Here is a 24893-nt window from a genome sequence, read left to right on the forward strand (position 1 = left end):
TGAAATTCTTTAGGATTCTTTGATGAATGAGAACATTTAAGACCCAGCGGATCAATCCACCCCAACGGATTCGGCGCATACTGATATAGGTTCCACCCACCATTCAACCCAATCGGATCCTGCACAATAAACCGCCCGACCTGCGGGTCGTAGTAGCGGAACAGGTTATAGTGCAGTCCCGTCTCACCGTCAGCGTACTGCCCGGCATAGCGAAGCGGCTGGTGTGCCATCGCCGTGCGATTCACAAGCCGTGAGAACCCTTCGCTCTGATGGCGCACCTCGCCAAAGCTGCCGTACTGGCCGCTCCAGCGCACCGCGCTGCGCTCGTCTGTGACCTCCAGCGGAGCACCGTTCAGATCGGTATTGAACCAGTAAATCTCACCGCTGCTCTGGTCACGAAGGTGATCCACACGCGCCAGCGGGCTCCAGGCTTCATTCGGGTCGTATAAATACGTGCTGCACAGCCCGCTCTCTTGCTGCTCCTGCAGCAGGCGATAGCCCTGCCACAGGAAGCGGGTGTCGGTGGTGCCGTGCGTCGTGGTGACGATTTTGCGCGTGCGGCGGCCCAGCGCGTCGTAGTGATAGCGCGCCTCAAAACGCCCTTCCGGCCCGGTTCCGCGGGCGGATACCAGCCGGTTCTCGGCGTCATACGCGTAATGCTGTTCATACAGCCCGTTGCGGCGGCTGACCAGGTTGCCCCAGTGGTCGTATTTCATGAAAAGCGCCTGCCAGTGCTGGAGGCGGTTATCCGTGACCGGTGCCGCAGCGTCACTGGCGGCGAGGTTATCCGCGGCGTCGTAGCTGAACTGCGCACGGCTGTGTCCCTGCCGGTCCTCGTAGTGCTTCAGCAGACGCCCTTCGGCGTCGTAGCCGTAGTCCACCTCACCGCGCAGGGTGTCGCTGACGCCGGAGAGCTCACCGCGCGCGGTGTAGCGATACAGGCGTTCCAGTAGCGCCTGCTCCGGCAGGGTCACGTCCGTGCTCAGTTCGCTGCGCTGCAGGGTGCGTCTGCCGAGGCTGTCATACTGACGGAGCTGCTCGCGCGCGCCCTGGGTGCGGCGCACTTCCCGGTGCAGGCGGTCGCGGGTGAACTCGGTCACCAGCTGCTGCCCGAAGCGGATGGCGCTGACGTGGCCGGAGCCGTAGTGCAGCCAGGCCAGCTTTTGCTCGCCGGGCAGCGTCAGGCCGGTCAGGTTGCTCAGAGCATCCCATTCGTAGCCCACCGCGCCGTTAATGCCGGACTCGCTCAGCACGCGCCCGGCGGCGTCGTGGCGGTAAGCGATCTCATCGCTTTCGATACCCAGGGCAACGCCTTCGGCCGTCGGCGTGCGGCGGATGCGGGTAATCTGGCCGCTCAGGTCGCGGAAGTAGCGGTTTGCATAAGACAATCATGCTACCGCCACACCCTGATAAATTAAGCTATCTGCACGATACTTATGTTACTTTCTAATAAGTAGGTTAAATAGAAAAAACTTACTCATAGTATCCTGCTTTTTAAGGTCAACTTTGTCGGCATTACCTATTCCAACCGTAAACCTAAATCTCTGCCGGACATACACGCAAGCCCAACTTGCCCCTTCATGAGCAACTGACTCGCAGAGAAGGGATTTGAGACCGGGCGCAGCGTCGCCATGAATATTTCGAACAGCTATATTTTTCTGATGGCGGATAATTATGTTGTGTAGGAGCTATCCAAGTAACATTATCTGGCTAGACATATGGACAAAGGGACTAAGTGTACGCCTATGTAGCACTTCCCCAAAATTAGAATAATAAAAAAGCCGGAAAGATAAAAAGATCTTTCCAGTCCTTTTTATTAATAAGTTAACTAATTTATAAAAAACAACCTTACCATTCTTTCAGATTATCAATCTGAATCAAACTCTTGGAAACCAATTCCATTTTCTTTGCAATATTCAACGGCTTTATCCCATATGTTACCATCAAAAACAATTACACTCCCTCCAGAGACAGGAGTAAAAAACCAGTAAAAAAGAAATTGGTAACCTTCCTTTATTAAAGAATTTATTACACTTACATCAACACCACCATAATCATCATAAAGATTAAGTAGTTCAGGTTTGTCAGGTAAAATCTCTTCAGGCAATCCTTTATTAGTTCTTAACTTATTTTTCAGAAGCATCTTGCGATACTCCTCCAGTTGTTTATTCACTTGTTCATTATTGTTGCCATAAAAATAAAGCCCATTTCTACTTATGGCTGAGCAAGCATCAAGACTTTGTCCCTCTTTATTAAAACACATAAGATTTGTAAATAAAGAGGACAAAAGCCCCTTCGATTTTTCAGTTAAAAAATCATAAGGACCATATCCATTAATATCTATATTATATTGATAGCAAATACAATAAGCCTCCGATGATAAATCAGTTTTAAAATGACCTGATCGAACTATCCATTCGGAAACAGGAAATTTAATTAATTGCTCAGGCATATTATTTACCATGTAAAAATCACCTCATTACCTTTAGGGTTAATCACATGCACATGACCATTAGAATGATGCTCAGACATACCAGTTTGACTGGCATCCGGGTGGCCGTCGGGATGCTCAAACCAATGATTTTTCTAATTAGGATTACGCCTACCTGGTAGCAGATAAACCTAAAGAAGCTTTTACCAAAAAGCTAAAGGGATAAAATTTTAACTCAGCGCTAGATATTATTAAAGCATCACGACCGTAAATCATACCATATTTTGTTTCTCGTGCCTTTACATTCATGTCAACGATATCCCGTCGTGTTTATCGAATTACAAAATTAACCAGTTGAAACTATGCATCTTAAAATATTAACACTTTGGCGGAGATAGAGTTTTAAATACAGGTGAGCAATTATTATTAAATTATACAAGTATATATTTTCCTGAAGCCTGATATTAATACCATAATCACTTAGAAAGAATTATATAAAAGCCATTTAAAAAATTAAGAAAAAAAGTGTATTCTGAATAAAAAATATCATCTGTATTTGATAAGCCGGAAATAATCGATAATAATCCGGCCTTGATTAATCACTTGTCTTTATGAGTACTGCCAAAAACCAGCTATGATATTCCCGCCAGATATGTTTTTATACAAATACAAAGCACCGTAACCAAAGATGTAATCACCATCAAGCAATGCATCAGGATAATAGTCTTCATCTATCTGCATGAAAAATTTATAACCATCCTTTTGCAAAGCATCAAAATAATAATTTTCAGATTGTATTAACCTTGCCTCTTCGGTTTTAGTGATAAACTCAAACTCTTCACTTTCAACCTTATCATACCCAACAATAACTGCCTTGTTAATGTGTTTTATCGTAAATGCATCATTATTGCTTTCATCAGAAAAAGTATGTGTGAAAACTTTTACTGAACAATTAGGATAGATATTATTATCAATTATGTCATCATATTCGCCTGGAGTAAGTATCGTAATATACTCATGTCCATCATCAGGATTCTGAACTGTCAAATAAAACTTATAACCCCGAACAATATCTAGTTTATCTAAAAAGAAATTAGGGATATTTCCACCAATCCGCCCAATGTCATTATCATCAGAAAAGATACTTATTTTAGAGATTAGATTACATTTAATCATTTCTTAAACTCGCTCCCATAAAAAGTACATTCTCTCTTTCCTAATTCCCATAACCATTTCAGCGAACAAATTCTTAGCATTTTTAAGTCACATTTATGATTAACTACAATGTACGTCTCTTCAGGCATGATTAAAAAAAACTAACAAAAGCCGGAAAATTTTACTTTCTTTGCAGGCTAATAGATTTAATAAATCCTGGAGTCTGAGCGTGGTTCAACATCTCTTATACCAAGTTGATTCGTTTTTTCAAAAATTAAATCATAGCAGTAAACAGTCTCTTCCCCCTTTAATAAATGAACCCCTTCAAGGCTCACTCTATATATTCCTTTAGGAACATCAGTGTTAATCCAACCAGTATAATCTTCCCACTCCCAAAACACTGCCATATCAGCAACGTATAAATCACCAGTTACATTAAGATAGAAATATTTATCTGTGAATATAACTTCCCTGTCTTTATTGTCGGGAAATTCATTTAAAAAAAGCCTAACAACATAGCCACCATCATCAAGGCCCATGATAGGTAAGGCAATACCTTCATTAAGAACAAGATCCCCTTTGTCTGTGGTGGTGAATTCCTGGAGAATGTTATCTCCATCCTCTATCTTCCCACCAAATGGGGCCCGTATTCCTGGATAATCGAATATTATTATCCCGTTAAAATCCACATCAATGTAAATTGTTTTAACCACACCTACCTCCTGATGCCTTACCTGTTTCTTCAATATGAACAACGCAAGCAATTCTGAATCTGCTTCTTTAGGAGTGACATTTTGACTAAGATTCCAGCCGTCGAAGGAAACCTTAAATCGTTTGTTATATGTGAAACGGAATCTAAATTACGGCTAGTCACATTTAATAGATCGTCCGCGGATCCTTGCCACGGCCCTTGATTTTTTCCAGTACCATTTTTAATAGCTCTATATAGTTCTTCATGCATTCCAGCGCTATAAGGATCCGGGAAAAACGTTGGCATATTTTTCATAGTACCAAGATCGGTTGGTCCAATGCTGTTGGCTATGTTTCGTGGCATTAAATGGTATCCCATTCCATTTGGGTTCCATGCCCATTGCATTAACCCTAATAAATTTATCTAGGTAAGTTGGTTGGGAACATTTGAGTATAAGTTTAACCCTCCCTTTAACACTCTCGAAGCCTGCACAATAAACTGACAGATCGGTGTATAGCAGAAAAGGAAATATGTTATTAATGAAATAATTGGGCACTTCATCATTACATCAATGAAGCCCCCTGTGAAAAGTAGTGATCAACAAAGCCCCCCTCTTACGAGTGTAAGAACCTGTATCACCATGCTTCATCTTCAGGAATTATTTTTCCAATAAAACTTTCAAAATTTGGCTCAAGATAGATCTCCTCCTGATTTTCCAAATCACAAAAATATACTGCACCATCATTTACCCCAACACAATAGGGGAACCCACCTCCATCAATTGCGAATGGTATAAAATTTTCTGCAAGAATTTTTTTGTTAACTACTAAATCCTTATAGTAATCATCAACAGTTAATATGCCCGATTTTTTAGTATGTAATATAGGTAGGAAATATTTTATATCATTCTCGTAGTGTTCGCTTTGATAAACACGACGACCTTCGTCCAGTATGCCACCATTACTTATAAGCCATATAGATTTTAAGGCATTAGGAAAAGTTACGCCCAGCGAAACTTCGATCTTGCCTAGCTCATCAGCAGATACAGCAGGGGAAGAGTCTATAAGTTTAATCATCATTTCTCTCCTATTGACAATGTTTAGGAATACGACCTCTCAGCCATCCTTTACTATGAGATATTTTTATAGCTTCAGGAGAGCCATACTTCACTCCAAAATGTTTTTCGAACTGAGATACAGACCCCTTATGTGGGAAAGATGCTTTGTGCGCCTCAGTCGTGACCAACTGCATAGTTGACTTACCTGTTTTTGGATCAAAATCATCAAGGTGATGCCATGTATATTCGCTTGCATCAGCTTCACTTATGCCTGCAAGTTTGTAGGCTTCTGTGAAATCCCGCCCCCTTGATCCTTGAAGGGTAATTTCAACGATATTTCGTTGCGTCCCAGTAACAGGATAAAGTGATGGGCTTCCACTAAAGTCATCGCCGCTCAATGCCAGACCCATAGGGTCTATCCATAACAGAGGGTTAGGGGCATAATTATATAAATTTAAGTTTCCACCATTCAGCCCAATCGGATCCTGCACAATAAACCGCCCGACCTGCGGGTCGTAGTAGCGGAACAGGTTATAGTGCAGCCCCGTTTCACCGTCAGCGTACTGCCCGGCATAGCGCAGCGGCTGGTGTGCCATCGCCGTGCGATTCACAACCCGTGAGAACCCTTCGCTCTGATGGCGCACTTCGCCAAAGCTGCCGTACTGGCCGCTCCAGCGCACCGCGCCGCGCTCGTCTGTCACTTCCAGCGGCGCGCCGTTCAGGTCGGTGTTGAACCAGTTAATCTCACCGCTGCTCTGGTCACGGAGATGATCCACCCGCGCCAGCGGGCTCCAGGCCTCATTCGGGTCGTAGATATAGGTGCTGCACAGCCCGCTCTCCTGCTGCTCCTGCAGCAGACGGTAGCCCTGCCACAGGAAGCGGGTGTCGGTGGTGCCGTGCGTCGTGGTGACGATTTTGCGCGTGCGGCGGCCCAGCGCGTCGTAGTGATAGCGCGCCTCAAACCGCCCTTCCGGCCCGGTTCCGCGGGCGGACACCAGCCGGTTCTCGACGTCATACGCATAATGCTGCTCGTACAGCCCGATGCGGCGGCTGACCAGGTTGCCCCAGGAGTCGTATTTCATAAACAGCGCCTGCCAGTGCTGGAGGCGGTTATCCGTGACCGGTGCCGGATCGTCACTGGCGGCGAGGTTATCCGCTGCGTCATAGCTGAACTGCGCGCGGCTGTGCCCCTGTCGGGCCTCGTAGTGCTTCAGCAGGCGCCCTTCGGCGTCGTAGCCGTAGTCCACCTCACCACGCAGTGTATCGCTGACGCCGGAAAGCTCACCGCGCGCGGTGTAGCGGTACAGGCGTTCCAGTAGCGCCTGTACCGGCAGGGTCACGTCCGTGCTCACTTCGCTGCGCTGCAGGGTGCGTCTGCCGAGGCTGTCATACTGACGGAGCTGCTCGCGCGCACCCTGGATGCGGCGCACCTCGCGGTGCAGGCGGTCGCGGGTGAACTCGGTCACCAGCTGCTGCCCGAAGCGGATGGCGCTGACGTGGCCGGAGCCGTAATGCAGCCACGTCAGGTCGGTCAGGTTGCTCAGGGCATCCCATTCGTAGCCCACCGCGCCGTTAAGGCCGGACTCGCTCAGCACGCGCCCGGCGGCGTCGTGGCGGTAAGCGATCTCATCGCTTTCAATACCCAGGGCAACGCCTTCGGCCGTCGGCGTGCGGCGAATGCGGGTAATCTGGCCGCTCAGGTCGCGGAAGTAGCGGTTTGCATAAGACAATCATGCTACCGCCACACCCTGATAAATTAAGCTATCTGCACGATAACTATTTTAGTTTTTAAACAGCAGGTTAAACACAGAAACTTACTTACACATAGTACTGTTTTATGGTCGACTATATAGGTATCATCTATCCCAGCCGTAAAATCGAAGCCTGAGCCAGATATGCACAGAGTCTTTTTTCATACTTCAAGATCTAGTAGCCAGAAACTATGAGATTGAGATTATCATCAATATTTCATTCATATTATTAATATCATCACTGGTAACAAATAAGTAGAATTTATCATTATAAAAAGTCAAATGGTTTATTTTATAACGTGCTTATCCAATGTTCTAAACCTAACAATGCTGTCGACTTTAATATGAAGATTTAAATACATGCATACGTGATACTCTTATTTTAATATTTATCAATTTAATAACCTCTAAATTTAAAAATAAGCCATAATCATATTGTTAATATGACTTAATTTTGAAATATCATAAATCAACAGTTACATTCATTCCTGCATCAAGGGAAGCCTTACAAATTATCTTGTGAAATTCAGTAAAGCTATTAGTAATTTTATAGATAATGCCGCACTGATTTTGCTCAGCGATCTCAAACTCTTGGATATCATCCTCAGCATGTAGATGTGTTCTATCTCAATAATAAACCCCCTGACTTTCACTTCCATTTAGAATAAGATAAAAGTTACCTCCAGGCTCATCACCAATAATTAACTTATCATCAACAAAATCAAGTTCATTTAAAAAATTTTCATTTTGCCGAAAAATGTCGTGGCTTGGATTTTTTATATTTATTCCCAAAAGGGCATAAAAAGCGATAAACCCTTCATCGACACCTTCGTACTCCAACTCACAAAAACCCGGAGATTTTACAACAAAGCCATTTTTCAACCTGAGGAATTCTTTATAATCATCTGGCAAATGGATTTTGAATTCCCCCTCCAAAATTTTAATTACATCTTTATTTGCAGGCTTACCGCATGAAATAGGCATAAGCTTTCCTTACTAAGGTCATGACTTCTTGATCTTAGATACTCCACACTATGGAAAAATTGGTTGTAGTAATAAAAGCCGGAACTTAATGGTTTCCGGCATATTTCATTCATTTATCTAAATCAAAAAACCATTCAATGAAAGAATTAAAGTCTACCCATTGAGGCTTTAATTCCCCCTGTAGGAACTTAGTTAAAACATCCCCTACATTGATATATAAAACTTCTCCAGTTTTTTTGTTATAAAAATACCCACCCTCGCTTTGAAAACCATCCAAGGGAATATACTCGTTTGGTATTTTTAATATTTCATGTGTTCTTTTAAGATCAAGTTGGTACGAGGAATTTATAACAAACCAGCAGATCTGATAAATTTCATGATTCCTGCTATGAAAAGTAGCCCCATCCTCAACGTGCAAATAAAACTGAGCAAAATCAGAAGCAAGGTCAATACCTAAAGAAAGCAAAGCATCACTATACTCTTGAGTGATATCATCATACCAACAACCTCGAGATTGACTCATTAACTTTATTTTTTCAGATAACATAATCTCTCACCCACATTTATTTTTTGCTCGACTGTTTAATTCTGCTTGTGCTCGCCCCCTCCAATATGCTTCACGATCCAGATTAAATAAATCTCTGTTTACAGGATTAATTGGGTGAGCATTTGGTAAATAAGGATGGAGAGCATTTGTTCCATAATATGTCTGATGCGTATTCGATGAAAGCTCAAATAAAGATCCTAGCCCATTTTGTTTAGAATGGTGAATATTTATTTGTGAATAGGCTCCATTTTTCACAACAAAAGGTGATTTACCTTCCAAAGCTAAATCTAAATTTGTTTTTACTCCTCCCCTAGTGTTGACAGGTAAGTCCCAGTCTATTGATTGCTGGTAAACGGTATGAGTACTACCTGAAGGAGCATTAAAAATTGATGGGGTAAAGAACCCTTTCAATCCTAACGGGTCGATCCATATTAGAGAATTCGGCGCATACTGATAAAGGTTCCACCCACCATTCAACCCAATCGGGTCCTGCACAATAAACCGCCCGACCTGCGGGTCGTAGTAGCGGAACAGGTTATAGTGCAGCCCCGTTTCACCGTCAGCGTATTGCCCGGCATAGCGAAGCGGCTGGTGTGCCATCGCCGTGCGATTCACAAGCCGTGAGAACCCTTCGCTCTGATGGCGCACCTCGCCAAAGCTGCCGTACTGGCCGCTCCAGCGCACCGCGCCGCGCTCGTCGGTCACTTCCAGCGGCGCGCCGTTCAGATCGGTGTTGAACCAGTAAATCTCAGCGTTGCTCTGGTCACGAAGGTGATCCACACGCGCCAGCGGGCTCCAGGCTTCATTCGGGTCATAAATATACGTACTGCGCAGCCCGCTCTCCTGCTGCTCCTGCAGCAGGCGGTAGCCCTGCCACAGGAAGCAGGTGTCGGTGGTGCCGTGCGTCGTGGTGACGATTTTGCGCGTGCGGCGGCCCAGCGCGTCGTAGTGATAGCGCGCCTCAAACCGCCCTTCCGGCCCGGTTCCCCGGGCGGACACCAGCCGGTTCTCGGCGTCATACGCATAATGCTGCTCGTACAGCCCGATGCGGCGGCTGACCAGGTTGCCCCAGTGGTCGTATTTCATAAACAGCGCCTGCCAGTGCTGGAGGCGGTTATCCGTAACCGGTACCGCATCGTCACTGGCGGCGAGGTTATCCGCGGCGTCGTAGCTGAACTGCGCACGGCTGTGTCCCTGCCGGGCCTCGTAGTGCTTCAGCAGACGCCCTTCGGCGTCGTAGCCGTAGTCCACCTCACCGCGCTGGGTGTCGCTGACGCCGGAAAGCTCACCGCGCGCGGTGTAGCGGTACAGGCGTTCCAGTAGCGCCTGCTCCGGCAGGGTCACGTCCGTGCTCAGTTCGCTGCGCTGCAGGGTGCGTCTGCCGAGGCTGTCATACTGACGGAGCTGCTCGCGCGCGCCCTGGGTGCGGCGCACTTCCCGGTGCAGGCGGTCGCGGGTGAACTCGGTCACCAGCTGCTGCCCGAAGCGGATGGCGCTGACGTGGCCGGAGCCGTAGTGCAGCCAGGCCAGCTTTTGCCCGCCGGGCAGCGTCAGGCCGGTCAGGTTGCTCAGGGCATCCCATTCGTAGCCCACCGCGCCGTTAATGCCGGACTCGCTCAGCACGCGCCCGGCGGCGTCGTGGCGGTAAGCGATCTCATCGCTTTCGATACCCAGGGCAACGCCTTCGGCCGTCGGCGTGCGGCGGATGCGGGTAATCTGGCCGCTCAGGTCGCGGAAGTAGCGGTACTCCGCGTGGCGCTGAGTGCGCCCGATCAGCAGCCCGCTGTCGTCATAGCTGAACTGCTGGACGCGACGGGCGATGCCGCCGTCGGCGGCAGGCCGTCCGTTTTCTTCGAGCGCGCAGAGAAACCCTCGCGCGTCCCATTCCATATGGCGCACGGTCTCGTCCGGGCGCGTTTCGCTGAGCGGGCGGCCCACGGCGTCGTAGGTGAAGCGGTATTCCGCCCCGTTGCCGTTATCGAGTCGCAGCAGGTTACCGCGCGGGTCGTAGCGCCACTGGCGCACGCGACCAATACGGTCGGTAAGGCTGACCGGGAGGCCGAGCGCGTTATAGGCCCAGCTCACCTCGCTTTCCAGCGGGTCGCGCCAGCCCGTGAGCTGGCCGCGTTCGTTCCACACCAGCGACTCGCGGCTACCGTCCGGATGGATCACGGCGCTGAGCAGCCCGGCACGGCTCCACTCCCGCCGCGTGATATTCCCTTCTGCATCTTCGCTGGCAATCAGCTGCCCGAAGCGGTCGTAGGTGAAGCGGGTGACGCTGCCGGAGCAGTCGGTGCGCTGCGTCAGCAGCCCCTGGTGGTTCCAGGCCAGGCGCACCACGCCGCCGATGGCGTCGGTGATGCTCTCCGGGAGGAATTCTTCATCATCGGGATAGCGATACGCGGTGGTGCTACCGGCCGGATCCGTCTCCGACAGCAGGCGACCGCGAAGGTCGTACATGGCCTGCGATGAGGTACCGTCCGGGTAAACCGTGCGGGTGATGCGGTCGGTCAGGCGATGCCAGTGATACTCCGTGCGGCGGCCCGCCGGGTCCGTCTCGCTGGTCATGCGGCCGTATTTGTCCCACGTGCTGCGGCGCATCGCCCCGCCCGGCAGAATGACGTGGCAGAGCTCGCCGTCGCGGTAGACAAACGTCGTCTGGCGACCGTCGTAATCCGAGAAGCGCGCGACGTTGTCGTCGTCATCTACCAGCCAGTGCGCCTGCGCGCCGTCTTCGCGGGTCGCGCGGCGGGTGCCGTTCTCAAAATCGTATTCGAACGTCAGCCGTTCGCCGCCGCTATGGCGGAAGCCGACCACGCGTGGCAGGCCGTCAATCTCCCGCCAGCGGTATTCGCTCAGCAGGCCGTTGGCGTCCTCATGAGCGCTCATCAGCCCGTCCTGCCAGCTGAAGCGTCGGCGCACGCTACCGCCCCGGCCGGTCACGGAGACCAGCTGGCGCTGTTCATCATAAGCGTAACTGACCAGGCAGATCTCGTCATCCAGCCAGGCGCCAACGAGCCTGTCGCGGTCGTAGCGGCAGACCACGCGCTGGCCCGCACAGTCGGTCAGGGCATGCAGGGTATTATCCGCATTCCACTCAAAGAGGATATCGTTGCCGCAGGGTTCGGAGAGGCGCTGGAGCAGCGACGGGGCAGCATCCCGCAGCGGCGCATAGTGCCAGCGCTCGCCGCTGACGTCATACACCGACCAGCTGTCGTCCTGGTGATGTTCAAGCCAGTTTTTTTCGCTTTCGCAGTAGGAGCGCATCCCTTTCGGGACCTTCGGGAAGGCGACGTAATCGCCGGACGGTGCGCGCCACACCAGGCCGTCCTGATAAGGCTCCAGGCGGCTTTCCCAGAACAGGCTCCATCCGCGGCCCAGCACGCTGTCGCCGGGATTGCCGCTGCGCCAGTAGCGCTGCCAGCGCACCGGAAGACGGGAAGGCAGGACGAAGTCCAGCTCATCATCCCCGCTGAGAAACTTCTGTCCGCTGACGATATCCACCGGGCGGGCGATGATCCCCGCGGCCGCCACGCCGGTCATCAGCGTGCCGGCGCGACAGGCGATACGGGCCAGCTTGTTGATGCCGGGGATTTTGCCCAGCAGCTTAGAGAGCGCCCCGACTTTGCCAGCGGCGCCGCCCCAGCCGCCGAGAAGCCCGGCGAACAGCAGGGTAAGATCGGAGACCTTATAGAGCCACTCGGGCACTTCAGACTGAATGGGGAGGGTTTGCTGCGGATCGCCGCCGATAATGACGTTGTCCGAACCGGTCATCACCTTCGCGTCGCAGGTGGTGCGATCCCCGATGCGTGACGCAGGCTGGCTGTTAATGGAGACTCGCTTAGAGCCTTCGGCCATCTGCTGCGAGCCGTCGTCAGAACAGTCGACGGTGCTATCGGTGGCAAGCGCGGCGGGTTTACCGTTGATAAACACGTTGGGCGAGCCGGAGGTGATGACGCCTTTCTTCGTCATGCTGGATGCCCCGGCGTCGGCGATGCTGTCCCTGGCGGCAGTCGCCAGCTCCCCGGTGTAATACCCCACGGCCAGACTGGCGCCGACAAGCAGGACGCCCACGCCAAGACAGGATGCGCCGAGACCGGCAATAAACATGGCCCCCGCCAGAATGCCCCCGGCGGCGGCAATCAGGCCACCGACAATCGTTCCGGCAATCATCCCGGCCAGCGCACCGGAGTGGCCGATATCATCACCAACGCGTGCTGCTTCAAACATAACAACGGTCCCTGAAGTTAATGGTGGAAGCGGAAGCTCCTGAGAAGATCGCCAAACAGCGCGCCGTCGGCATCGCCCGGCGCGCGGGTGCAGGTCATAGTGAACACCAGGATTTTATCGCCGTCGACGTTAAACACGGCCTGCTGCTGCCAGATGCGTTTCCCGTCGCGCAGGTAGCTGGCATGGACGGTTTCACCCTGTAAAAGGCTGTCGCCCAGCGTAGCGGCGCTGCGCTCACCCTGCTTCCAGCCCTTGATGTGCTTTGCCATCAGGGCGAGCTGGCGATCGATATACGCGGCAAGCGCTTCGCCGGCGTTGAGGGCATCGCGGGAAATATTGAACGCAGGCGCATCCGCTGCAGGCGGCGCGAAGACATTGACGGTACGGTCCTGATAGCCCTCAGGAAAAGCAATCATTCCTTCATTAAACAGGCACTGCGAAGATGGTTCTGACATTGAGCGGGTCCCACCACATTTTTTCAGAAGCGGTAAGTTTCGCATATGTGTTTAAAGCTGACTATCCCCAGATTATTGCTCCACCGTCACGCTCGCCGAACGGAAAAACAGCGGCCGTTAGCCCGGCCCCTCGCTCCCCGCCGCCAGCAGCGGTACCACCACGTCGCTGATGGGCACCGCAATACCATGCTTGCGGCCATAGCGCTGGATCACGCCGTTACGAATATCCCACTCCATCGGGCGTTCGGCCTGACGGTCGGCAAGGATCGACGTGCCTAAATCCTCGGGCGCACGCTGGAAGTTCGCCAGAATCTCCTGGGCCACCGCATCGTCCAGCTTCGCCCCCTCAGCGCGGGCGACGGCAAGCCCCTCGCGCAGGTAGGCCAGCGCCAGCTCGCTGATATCCTCGCGTCTGAACATCCCGGCGCGGCGGTTGGCCAGCACCATCAGCCCGGCGACCGCGTTTTGCAGCAGCTTGCGCCAGGCGACGGTGGTGAAATCTGTCGAGAGCTCAACATCACAGCGCGTCCCGCGAAGCGCCTCGACCACCCGCTGCGCCTGCGGCACGTCCGGTAGCGTCAGACGCGGTTTTGCCCGCAGCCAGACGGAGGCGTCCGGCTCGCGCTGCGCCGGGAACCAGACCACCGACGGCAGCACCGTTGCGCCGTTGACCAAAGGCGCAAGCTGGGCTTTCTGCTCCACGCCGTTTTGCAGCGCGCAGACCACGGTGTTTTCATCGCACAGGGCGCGCAGCCACCCGGCGCTGTCGGCATTTTGCGTCGTTTTTACCGCCACAAAAACGAGGTCTACGGGGCGGGTAATGACGGTGGGATCGGTAAGTACCGGACCGGGCACCACAGTTTCATCCTCATCGTGACGCAGGCGTAATACCGGATGCGCGGTGCGACCGCACAGCAGCGGCGTACGGCCCGCGTCATGCAGCACCGCGGCAATGGTGGTGCCAATCGCACCGGGACCAATCAGCGCAATGGTTGGATAGTCAGACATGGGTCACTCCCCTTTTGCTAAGCCTGCTATCAGTTATACCACCCTGAAAAGAGCGCGCCACGCCCATTGTCTATACTCAACACATAACAGACAACGGAGTGCGCCATGCCCTTACCCGATTTCAAGTCCTCTGAACCTTATACCCTCGGCATTGAGCTCGAACTCCAGGTGGTTAACCCGCCGGGTTACGATCTGAGCCAGGACTCCTCTGCCCTCATCGCCGCCGTCAAAGACGACATCAAAGGGGGCGAAGTCAAACACGACATCACCGAAAGCATGCTCGAAATCGCCACCGGTGTATGCCAGACCATCGACCAGGCGGCGGCGCAGTTCTCCGTGATGCAGCAGAGCATCCTGCGGGCGGCGTCGGAGCAGCACATCCAGATCTGCGGCGGCGGCACGCACCCGTTCCAGAAATGGCAGCGGCAGGAGGTGTGTGACGACGAGCGCTATAACGTCACGCTGGAGCGCTTTGGCTATCTGATTTTGCAGGCGACGGTGTTCGGCCAGCACGTGCACGTGGGATGCCGAAACGGGGACGACGCGATTTACCTGCTGCACGGCCTGTCGCGCTTCGTGCCGCATTTTATCGCCCTCGCCGCGTCGTCGCCTTATATGCAGGGCACGGACACCAAGTTTTCCTCGTCGCGGCTCAACATATTTTCCGGGTTCCCGGATAACGGCCAGATGCCGTGGGTCAACAGCTGGCAGGAGTTCGAGGGGCTGTTCCGCCGCCTGAGTTCCACCAGCATGATCGACAGCATTAAGGATCTGCACTGGGACATCCGCCCCAGCCCGCACTTTGGCACCGTGGAGGTGCGGGTAATGGATACGCCGCTGACGCTCGGTCACGCCATTAACATCGCCGGGCTTATTCAGGCGACGTCGCACTGGCTGCTGACTGCGCGGCCCTATAAGCATCAGGAACGGGATTTTCTGCTGTACCGCTTTAACCGTTTTCAGGCCTGTCGCTACGGGCTGGAAGGCATTCTGACGGACGTGCATACCGGCGAGCACAAAACCGTGGCGGAGGATATCGCCTGGCTGCTGGAGCAGGTTGCACCGTCGGCCGAGAAACTCGGCACGACGAGCGCCATCAAGGAAATTGCCCTGCTGTTAAAGCAGGGCAAGAGCGAGGCGCAGCGCATGCGGGACTTTATCGCCGATGGCGGCTCGCTGATTTCTCTGGTGCAGAAGCACTGTGAGCTGTGGGCGACGAGTCCGTAAGGCCGTGCCCCCATTCGCGAAGGCGCTGGAACAGCACGAACAGCGCCGGGATGAACACTATCCCCACCACGGTGGCTACCAGCATGCCGCTGAACACCGTGGTGCCAATGATACGGCGGCTCTGGGCACCCGCCCCGGTCGCCAGCATCATCGGCAGGACGCCTATGATGAACGACACGGCGGTCATCATTACCGCGCGGAAGCGGCGCGATGCCCCTTCCCGCGCGGCATCGACAATCGCCATTCCGTCCATACGCCGGGCGCGGGCAAACTCCACGATCAGGATCGCGTTCTTGGCGGCGAGGGCTATCAATAGCACCAGACCAATCTGCACGTACACGTCGTTGGCATAGCCTGCCAGCCACAGCCAGACCAGCGCTCCGCCGATGGCGAACAGCACCGAGAGCATCACGCTCGCCGGCAGCGTCCAGCTCTCATACTGGGCGACGAGGAACAGCCACGCCATCACCACCGCCGCCAGCACAATCCATATCGCCTGATTCCCGGTCTGCTGCTCCTGATACGACATGCCGCTCCAGGCGTAGTCGTACCCGGCTGGCAGGTTTTCCGCCAGAATCTCGCCCATCGCCGCCATTGCGGTGCTGCTGCTCACCCCTTCCGCTGCCGAGCCGCTCACCGATACCGACGGGAACTGGTTGTACTGCTGAATAAATGGCGCGCCGACGGTCGGCGTGATGGTGACGAGGTTGCTCAGACGCACCCGCTCGCCGCTGTTGCTGCGCACGAACAGCTCGCTGATTTGCTCTGCGCGCTCGCGCCACTGCATCTCGTTTTGCATCACCACGTGGTAGACGCGGTTGTTGACGCTGAAATCCCCGGCGCGCGTGCCGCCAAAGGCGGTTTGCAGGCTGCTGAAGATGCGCGACACCGGCACGTCGAGGCGGGCCGCGCGCTCACGGTCAACGGTGAGCGTCATCTGCGGCACGTTGCTGCTCCAGGTGGTGAACACGCGGCTCAGCTGCGGGTGCTGGTTGGCTTTCGCCAGCACCTCGCGAGTTACGCGCTCCAGCTCCGCCGGGCTTTGCCCCGCCTGTGCCTGAATGCGCAGATCGAAGCCGGAGGTGTTGCCCAGCCCCGGCAGCGTCGGCGGTGCAAAGGTCATGATGGTGGCTTCCGGCAGGGCCAGCAGCTGGCGCTGAAGGGTGCCCATCACCTCATCCAGCGGCGGACGCTCGCTCCAGTCTTTGAGCATGATGGAGATAAACCCGCCGTTCGATGCGCTGGTGCCGTTGAGGATGTTAAACCCGGAGACCTGAATCACGTCTTCCACCGCCGGGTTTTTAGCGATCAGCTCGCGCGCGGTGGTCATCACCGCTTCGGTGCGCTCCAGCGAGGCTGCCTCCGGCAGCTGGACGCTGGCAAAGAAGTAGCCCTGATCCTCCTGGGGCAGGAAGCCCTTTGGCATCGACATAAAGCTGAATACCACCACCGCCGCCGCGCCTGCGGTGGCCAGCAGCGCCAGCCACGGATGGAGGTTGAACACGCTCACGATCCGGGTGTAAAGCGTGCGCGTGGCGTCCAGCCCGCGGTTGAACCCACGGAAAACGGCGGCGCCAGCCACGGATGGAGGTTGAACACGCTCACGATCCGGGTGTAAAGCGTGCGCGTGGCGTCCAGCCCGCGGTTGAACCCACGGAAAACGGCGGCGGGCTGTGCCGGACGCGGGCGCAGCAGCATCGCGCAGAGCGCGGGCGTCAGGGTCAGCGCCACGAGGCTTGAGAGCGTGACGGCGGTCGAGAGCGTCACCGCGAACTGGCGGTACAGCTCGCCCACGATCCCCGGCAGGAGCGCCACCGGTACAAACACCGCCAGCAGCACCAGCGTGGTGGCAATCACCGGCCCGGCAATCTGACGCAGCGCCAGCGCGGTCGCCGCCGTGCGGCTCTGCCCTTCCGCCATCAGCGTTTCGACACTCTCCACTACCACGATGGCGTCATCCACCACCATGGTCAGCGCCAGAATGATGGCGAACAGACTGAGCGTGTTCGCGGAGTAGCCGAGCGCGTAGAGCACCGCAAAGGTGCCCACCAGCGACCCCGGAATGGCAAGGGCGACAATCAGCGTCGCGCGCCAGCTTTGCAGGAACAGGGACACCACGACCACCACCGCCAGCATCGTCAGCGCCAGCGAGACGCCAATCTCTTTGATGGTAGCGGCCACAAACGAGGTGGTGTCGAATTTGACTTCATAGACCAGATCGTCCGGGAAGCGCGTGGATAACCGTTCCAGCTCCGCGCGCACCGCATCGGCCACGCGCAGGGCGTTAGCGGACGGCGTCGGGTAGATGCCAAGGTAGGCGGAGTCATGCCCGTTCAGCTGCGCGCCCGAGCTGTAGCTGCGCGAGCCAAGCTCAATGGTGGCGACGTCCTTCAGGCGCACCAGCTGCCCCATCTCCCCGGTGCGGATAATGATGTTGGCAAAGTCGTCGGCCTGGTTTAAGCGCCCTAGCCCGTTGATGGTTAGCGTCTGCTGCTGGCCGTTAAACACCGGCGGCGTGCCGACCTGGCCTGCCGCCCCCTGCACGTTCTGCTCGCGCAACGCCTGCGCCACGTCATCGCTGGTCACGTTCAGGGCATTCATGCGGTCCGGACGCAGCCAGATGCGCATGCTGTAGTCGCGCGCGCCAAACATCTGTACCTGCCCGACGCCCGGCAGACGCGACAGCGCCTCGCGCACCTGGGTGCTGGCGTAGTTGCTGACAAACAGCGGCGTGTGGGTGTTATTTGGTGAGTAAAGGCTTACCCCCATCATCAGGTTGGTGGCGCGCTTGCGCACCTGCACGCCGTTTTGCTGCGCCTCGGTCGGCAGCTGCGCCACGGCCTGCGCCACGCGGTTCTGCACGTCGATGGCGGCGAGATCCGGATCGGTGCCCGCCGCAAAGGTGATGTTCAGGCTGTAAGAGCCCTCATCCGAACTGGTGGACTCCATATAGAGCATATGATCCACCCCGTTCAGCTGCGTCTCCAGCGGCGTGGCGATGGCCTCCGCCACGTCAGCCGAGCTGGCGCCCGGCCATGACGCTGACACATTCACGACCGGCGGTGTGATCTGCGGGTACTGCTCCACCGGAATAATCCTCAGCGCGATGGCCCCCAGCAGGGTGATGACCAGCGCAATCACCATCGCAAAGCGCGGGCGTTTGATGAAAAACGTCAGCATGATGGCTCCTTAATTCAGTATCTGAACGGCAGCGCCTGGCTGCACGCGCTGCGCACCGTCAGTAATTGCTCGCTCACCGGGCTTAACGCCGGAGGCAATCTGGAACTGCTGGCCCATCTGCCCGGCGACCTTAAGCGGACGCATTTCGGCTTTATCCTCGGCGTTAACCACCCAGGCGAAGAACCCGTCGCCATTCTGTTGTACCGCAGCGGCGGGCAGGGTCAGGACAGGCTGCTCGCTTGCCGGACGCAGGTAGACGTTCACATTGCCGCCGGGCAGCAGCTGATGGCGCGGGTTGGCGAACTCGGCGCGCAGCATCACGCTGGCGGTACGCGGGTCGATGCGGTTGTCCACGGAGGTGAGTTCCCCGCTGACGCGCTGGCCGTTGCTGTCAATCAGCGCCTGCCAGGCCTGCTTCATGGCGCTGATATCCGCATGCTGTCCGGCTTTGGTGGCAAACGCGCCCTCTTCCAGCGCAAAGGCGATGCGGATCGGATCGAGCTGGACCACCTCCACCAGCACACCGCTGGCAGGATCCACCAGGCTGCCGACGTGAAAGTTGCTGTGCCCCACGCGTCCGTCAATCGGTGAGGTAATGCGCGTGTAGTTGAGGGTGACGCTGCGGGTGTCGAGACGGGCTTTCGCCTGCTCCAGCGCGGCGCTGGCAACGTCGCGCTGCATGCGGGCGTTGTCCACATCGTGGCGGCTGATGGCGTTGCTGCTGCCCAGGCTTTCGAAGCGGGACAGCTGCTGTTGCGCCTGACGCAGCGTGGCTTCGGCGCTTTTCACTTCGGCCTGCGCCAGGCGCAGGGCGGCGCGCGGCTCGGCGTCGTCCAGCTCGAACAGCACGTCACCTTTTTTCACGTACTGGCCGTCGCGGAAGTGGATTTTGGTAATCACGCCTTCCGTACGCGCGCGCAGTTCAACGGTGTGAATCGCTTCAATGCGACCCGGGATCTGACGTTCGGCGGCGTGGGCGGTTTGCTCCACGGTGGCGACACGCACGGGAATGACTGCGGCGAATGCGGGCGGCAGGGTAGCGGCGAGGAGTATGAGCAGGAGCGGGAATTTCATGGGAGTACCTCAGTATTTTCCCCTCACCCTGCCCTCTCCCCAAAGGGGAGAGGGCAGGGTGAGGGGTAAGGTTTTAGTTATGCAGCCTTACGGAACCTGCGGGTCAGTCGCTTCTCGATTTCGACGACGAAGAACATCACCCCCGCCACCGCCAGCGTCACGAACCAGTAGCGCAGCGGCAGTGCTTCGGTGCCGAACAGCATCTGCATAAACGGCAGGTAGATGATCGCCGCCTGGAGCAGGAACAGTACGCCCGTTACCAGCCAGATCCCTTTGTTCGCCAGCAGGCCGCGGTTCAGGGAGAACCCTTCGGTGTTGCGGCAGTTAATCATGTACACCCACTGGGCGCAGACCAGCATCTGGAGCAGCACGGTGCGGATGAACTCCGCGCTGTGCCCGCGCGGGGCCAGCCAGGCTTCCAGCGCAAAGGCGGCGATGGCAATCATGGTGCCGACGAAAGCCACGCGCCATACGGCGTAGGCGTCCATCACGTGCTGCCCGGTCTGACGCGGTGGGCGGCGCATTATGTTGCGCTCGGCGGCCTCGAAGGCCAGGCCGAAGGAGAGCGTGGCGGAGGTCGCCATGTTCATCCACAGGATCAGTACCGGCGTCAGCGGAATGATGTTCCCCGCCAGCAGCGCAATCACAATCAGTAGTCCCTGCGCCAGGTTGGTCGGCATGATGAACAGAATGGTCTTCTTCAGGTTGTCGTAAACGCGACGCCCCTCTTTCACCGCGCTGGCGATGGTGGCGAAGTTATCGTCCGTCAGGACCATGTCCGCCGCCTCTTTGGTGACTTCCGTGCCTTTGATGCCCATCGCAATACCCACATCCGCCTGACGCAGCGCTGGCGCATCGTTCACGCCGTCACCGGTCATACCGACGATTTCGCCTTTGTCCTGTAACGCTTTCACCAGGCGCAGCTTATGCTCCGGGCTGGTACGGGCGAAGATGTCATACTTCACCGCCGCTTCGGCCAGCTCCGCGTCGTCCATCTTCTCCAGCTCATAGCCGGTGACCGCCTGCTCGCTGTTAGTGATCCCCAGCATCTGGCCTATGCTCATCGCCGTCTGCGGGTGATCCCCGGTGATCATCTTCACGCGGATCCCCGCCTGCTGGCAGGCGTTAATCGCCTCAATCGCTTCCGGACGCGGCGGATCCATCATCCCGGCAATGCCGAGGAAGATCAGGCCGTGGCTCAGGTCGTCGTGAGTCAGTGCCTGCTCACCGTTCGCTGGCCTGAACGCCGCGGCGACCATGCGCAGCCCCTGACGCGCATAGCGCTCCATCTCCGTTTCCCAGTACGCGCGGTCAAAGGCTTGCGCACCGTTGCGGGTCTGCTGCTGCTCACACAGGGCGAAAATCACGTCCGGCGCGCCGGTGATCAAAATCTGCTCCTCACCGCCAATCTGGTAGTGGGTGCTCATGTACTTGTACTGCGAGTCGAACGGGATCTTGTTGACCAGGGTGGTCTCGACCGGTGCGAGGTGGGCTTTTGCCGCCAGCACCTTCAGCGCGCCCTCGGTCGGGCCGCCAGTGATGCCCCACAGGCCGCGCTCGTCCTGAATCAGCTGGCTGTCGTTACACAGGTCGATGGTGCGCAGGTACTGCTCCAGCACGGTGCCCGGCTGGATCTGCACCGGCTCGTCGCTGCCTTCGAGGTAGAGGTTGCCCACCGGCTCGTAGCTGTTGCCGTCCACGCGATAGCACGTATCGGCGGTAATGATGGCTTTCACCGTCATCTCGTTCATGGTCAGGGTGCCGGTTTTATCCGAGCAGACCACGGTCATCGCGCCCAGGGTTTCAACCGTCGGCAGCTTGCGGATAATCGCCCGCTTACGCGCCATCGCCTGTACGCCCAGAGAGAGGATGATGGAGATAATCGCCGGCAGACCTTCCGGTACGGAGGCTACCGCCAGGCTAATCAGGGAGAGCAGCAGCTCGCCCATCGGGATCTCGCGGAAAACCAGGCTGAAGACAAACAGCGCGGCCATCATCGCCAGAATGATGGCGAAAATCGCTTTGCCCAGCTTGTCCATCTGCACCAGCAGCGGGGTGCGGTGCTTTTCAATGCCCGCCATCATCTGGTTGATGTGGCCGAGCTCCGTATCCTTACCGGTCGCGGTGACCAGGCCAACGCCACCGCCCGCGCTTACGGTCGTCCCGGAGAAGACCATATTGGTGCGGTCGCCCAGCGGCAGTTCACCGCTCAGCGGATTAATGTGTTTATCCACCACGGTGGATTCGCCGGTCAGAATTGCCTCTTCCACGCGTAAATTATGCGCTTCAATTAAGCGCATATCCGCCGGAATACGAGCTCCTGCGCGCAACACAATAATATCGCCCGGGACGATTTCCGTCGTCGGGATGGTTTCATGGTTACCATTACGAATTACGCGCGCCTCGCTGGAGAGCATATTGCGAATACTCTTCAGGGATTTTTCTGCGTTACTTTCCTGAATGTGGCCAATTAAGGCATTGATTACCGCCACACCCAGGATAACCAGCGTATCAACCCAGTGTCCCATTACAGCCGTTAATACGGCGGCCGCCAGCAGGACGTAAATCAGGACATCGTTAAAATGCGCGAGAAAACGCAGCCAGCCCGGCTTGCCTTTTTTCTCCGGCAGCGCGTTCGGGCCATGCTTCTGCAAACGTGCCTGCGCCTCGGTGCGGTCCAGGCCATTCGCCTGGCTCTGCGCCTGAGCAAGCACCTGCTCTACGGTCTGCTGGTACGCCTGCCCGCCTGCGGGTGGCATATTCTGCGAGAAATTTTTTTTGGTCATGGTATTTTTCCTTCAATATCCGGTGGACGGAAGCCGGAATTCCTTTCTGGCTTTAAATAATTCATTTTTAAGTCTTGCGGGTTAAATTGATCTACCGCAATATATTGACTACCCGGTTATTCAAAACTGATTAAAATTATTTCGACGCGTTGATTTTTACAAAATATTTCTAAACCAACACTAAACGAGGAGGAAGCATGTTTGGTATTTATCGCGGGCGGCGCCTGGCGTTATACATTGTCGCAGCCATTGTTATTGCGACGTTAATTGGATATAGCACCTATAGCTTTGTAAAATTATTTTCGTGAAAAAGACGTTTATTTACATTACGCGATATTAATTTAATCGCCCCGGAAATATTATCTATTTTCCGTTATTAACTCGCAGAATAACGGTGGCCTTTCACTCAATTTTGCCAGTGGGGATGATATTGCTTTACGTTTCAGGATGCCGGACAATGACATTTTTAACTCACGATTAACATTACGATGAAACACCCGTTAGAATCGCTGCTCACCGCAGGGGGCATTTTGCTGATGGCCCTGCTCTCCTGTCTGCTGTTACCTGCGCCGTCGCTGGGTCTGGTGCTGGCGCAGAAACTGGTTCAGACCTTTCATATGGTCGATCTGAATCAGCTGTACACCATTCTGTTCTGTCTGTGGTTTTTGGTGCTCGGCGCCATCGAATTCTTTATCCTGCGTTTCATCTGGCGCCGCTGGTTTTCACTGGCGTCGTAAGCCAGTGAGATCGCGCATCCCGTGGATCAGCGCTTCACACCAGGCCGCGTAGTCGTGGCCGCTGGATGAGGGGTGGAAGCTGACGCGATAGCCTTTTTCCTTCAGCACCTGTTCAAAATCCTGCGTGGTGCGATAAATGCCGCCGCCCGGCCCCGTGGTTTCAAACTTTCCGGCCTGTAACCAGAAGCGCACCGGATACGGCGGCGACTGCTGGTACTGACGCGTCAGCCAGCCGGGGGCGTCACCTTTCGGCGCCCACCAGTAGGAGCCGGAAAGGCTCAGCACGTTGCCAAACAGACGCGGATAGCGCAGCGCCACCCATGACGAGGCAATTCCCCCGTAGCTCGACCCCGCCAGCACCGTTTTCTGCCGCTGCATCGCGATGCCCTGCCCGCGCAGCCACGGCAGCAGCTCGTGCGCCAAAAAGTCAGCAAAATCCGGGTTCGGCGGCAGCTCGTTGCCGCGACGGGCGTGATCGAGGCTGTCGATAAACACCACGTTAATCGGTGGCAGGTGATGCCGGGCAATCAGACCGTCCAGCACGTTGGCAAAATGGTATTCGTCCTGATAAATCTGCCCGTCGAACAGAATTAACGTCCAGCGTGCGGGCTGTGCGCCGCGCGGTTTGTAGATCATCACGTCGCGGGCGTTGCCGAGGATGTGGCTGGAAAAACTCTGACGGCTCAACGTCCCGTGCACCAGCGGCTTTGCCGTGGCCTGAACGGAGCAGTAGCGCGCCGGGCTGAGATCGAGCAGCGAGTAACGGTTCCATCGATCCGCCTTCTGCTCCCCAAAGGTGTTCGGGTTAAGCGGATCGGCCTGTGCGCTCACCAGGATGGCGCGGCGTTGATCGCGGGCAGAGCCTTCAACGATCGGCACATCGGGGGCGAGCTTATATTGCATCACCGTATCAGCGGGGACCACGTAGCTGCGGAACCAGACGTCGCTGTTGCCCAGGCGGAACAGCGGATCGTGATCCCCCGCCGGAGAGCCGAGAATGAAGACGTTATCCCGCGCGCCGCGCCACAGAAAGGTCACGCGCTTATGGCTCGCATCTACCGGTTCCACCATTGGCGTTCCCTGTCGACGCTGCGCCTGCCAGAACGCCTCGGTACTTCCACCGGCAGAAATGACGTTTGCCAGCGCCTTTAGCGTCGGGCTTTCTGGCGCCAGCATCTGCACGCGTGGTAACGGAGAGGTCTCTTTCATCCGCCACTGAAAACGCCACGGCTTACCGGCTTCGCCGTGTAGCACCAGCGAGGTGTTCTGTTTCACCGGCAGGGCAAACAGCAGCGTGTGTTCCCCGTCCGCAGGACCATTTTCGATCAGCGTGCGGATGCGGCGGTTTTGCCCATCCAGCAGGCGCGCATCCGTCACGCCATTCAGCGTGGCGGAAACGTAATTTTCACCCAGTTCAGGCAGGGAGAAGCAGACTTCGCCGCTGGCATCAAACTTTCCCTGAACATCGCCCTGCCGGGACGACTGCTCGCACGTTGCCGCCACGGCGGGCAGCGCGCCGATCCCCAACAGCAACCCACTCCATACCCTCTTCATTACCGCTTGTTCCCCAACGAAGTTTG

14 protein-coding genes and 3 pseudogenes are annotated in these 24893 nt (G+C 55.5%); 2 read left to right on the forward strand and 15 right to left on the reverse strand.

What is annotated here, in order from left to right; genetic code table 11:
- Positions 1-38: 38 nt before the first annotated feature.
- The 11 genes and pseudogenes from CKK19_RS00095 to CKK19_RS00145 all read right to left on the reverse strand — a co-directional run.
- Positions 39-1370: pseudogene (locus CKK19_RS00095) on the reverse strand (RHS repeat-associated core domain-containing protein); the annotation flags it as partial.
- A gap of 497 nt (positions 1371-1867) precedes the next feature.
- A complete protein-coding gene (locus CKK19_RS00100) occupies positions 1868-2464 on the reverse strand; it encodes a hypothetical protein (protein ID WP_154819164.1) in 597 nt (198 codons plus the stop codon).
- A gap of 576 nt (positions 2465-3040) precedes the next feature.
- Positions 3041-3607, reverse strand: a complete 567-nt coding sequence (locus tag CKK19_RS00105; protein ID WP_063853743.1) for a hypothetical protein — start codon at positions 3605-3607, stop codon at positions 3041-3043.
- A gap of 185 nt (positions 3608-3792) precedes the next feature.
- Positions 3793-4299 carry a hypothetical protein gene (locus tag CKK19_RS00110; RefSeq protein WP_063853742.1) on the reverse strand — a complete coding sequence of 169 codons (507 nt, stop codon included), beginning with the start codon at positions 4297-4299 and terminating at the stop codon, positions 3793-3795.
- A gap of 613 nt (positions 4300-4912) precedes the next feature.
- Entirely contained in the window at positions 4913-5356 is a 444-nt protein-coding gene (locus CKK19_RS00115; RefSeq protein ID WP_032621640.1) for an SMI1/KNR4 family protein, read from the reverse strand.
- Between the two features lie 7 nt (positions 5357-5363).
- A pseudogene (locus tag CKK19_RS00120) lies at positions 5364-7046 on the reverse strand (RHS repeat-associated core domain-containing protein); the annotation flags it as partial.
- Positions 7047-7712: 666 nt separating this feature from the next.
- Positions 7713-8069 (reverse strand): SMI1/KNR4 family protein, encoded by a 357-nt coding sequence (locus CKK19_RS00125; protein WP_225455011.1) that lies wholly within the window; start codon positions 8067-8069, stop codon positions 7713-7715.
- A 109-nt stretch (positions 8070-8178) separates the two neighbouring features.
- Entirely contained in the window at positions 8179-8616 is a 438-nt protein-coding gene (locus CKK19_RS00130) for a hypothetical protein (RefSeq protein ID WP_225455012.1), read from the reverse strand.
- 6 nt (positions 8617-8622) lie between these two features.
- The gene (locus tag CKK19_RS00135) at positions 8623-12846 is read right to left on the reverse strand and encodes an RHS repeat-associated core domain-containing protein (protein ID WP_063853739.1); all 4224 of its coding nucleotides are present in this window, start codon (positions 12844-12846) and stop codon (positions 8623-8625) included.
- 17 nt (positions 12847-12863) lie between these two features.
- Positions 12864-13301, reverse strand: coding sequence for a DcrB-related protein (locus tag CKK19_RS00140; protein WP_063853738.1), 438 nt, complete (start codon positions 13299-13301; stop codon positions 12864-12866).
- A gap of 117 nt (positions 13302-13418) precedes the next feature.
- The gene (locus CKK19_RS00145; RefSeq protein WP_063853737.1) at positions 13419-14309 is read right to left on the reverse strand and encodes an oxidoreductase; all 891 of its coding nucleotides are present in this window, start codon (positions 14307-14309) and stop codon (positions 13419-13421) included.
- Between the two features lie 105 nt (positions 14310-14414).
- Here CKK19_RS00145 and CKK19_RS00150 point away from each other — a divergent pair, with 105 nt between their 5' ends.
- Entirely contained in the window at positions 14415-15536 is a 1122-nt protein-coding gene (locus CKK19_RS00150) for a YbdK family carboxylate-amine ligase (protein WP_063853736.1), read from the forward strand.
- Here the strand turns inward: CKK19_RS00150 and CKK19_RS00155 are convergent.
- The 3 genes and pseudogenes from CKK19_RS00155 to CKK19_RS00165 form a co-directional block, all read right to left on the reverse strand.
- Positions 15466-18716 (reverse strand): annotated as a pseudogene (locus CKK19_RS00155) (efflux RND transporter permease subunit). The gene CKK19_RS00150 and the pseudogene CKK19_RS00155 overlap by 71 nt on opposite strands.
- 9 nt (positions 18717-18725) lie before the next feature.
- Positions 18726-19790 (reverse strand): efflux RND transporter periplasmic adaptor subunit, encoded by a 1065-nt coding sequence (locus CKK19_RS00160; RefSeq protein WP_022647336.1) that lies wholly within the window; start codon positions 19788-19790, stop codon positions 18726-18728.
- 77 nt (positions 19791-19867) lie between these two features.
- Positions 19868-22576 carry a cation-transporting P-type ATPase gene (locus CKK19_RS00165; RefSeq protein WP_063853735.1) on the reverse strand — a complete coding sequence of 903 codons (2709 nt, stop codon included), beginning with the start codon at positions 22574-22576 and terminating at the stop codon, positions 19868-19870.
- Positions 22577-23064: 488 nt separating this feature from the next.
- Between CKK19_RS00165 and CKK19_RS00170 the strand changes: the two genes are divergently transcribed.
- Entirely contained in the window at positions 23065-23313 is a 249-nt protein-coding gene (locus CKK19_RS00170) for a DUF1158 domain-containing protein (protein WP_003858875.1), read from the forward strand.
- On the opposite strand, the gene CKK19_RS00175 is transcribed toward CKK19_RS00170, so the two are convergent.
- Positions 23299-24867, reverse strand: a complete 1569-nt coding sequence (locus tag CKK19_RS00175) for an alpha/beta hydrolase-fold protein (protein WP_063201202.1) — start codon at positions 24865-24867, stop codon at positions 23299-23301. The two genes, CKK19_RS00170 and CKK19_RS00175, sit on opposite strands and share 15 nt — an antisense overlap.
- Between the last annotated feature and the right edge of the window lie 26 nt (positions 24868-24893).

It is taken from the genome of Enterobacter sp. CCUG 70166 (assembly GCF_020224095.1).
GTDB classification, from domain to species: Bacteria; Pseudomonadota; Gammaproteobacteria; order Enterobacterales; family Enterobacteriaceae; genus Enterobacter; species Enterobacter intestinihominis.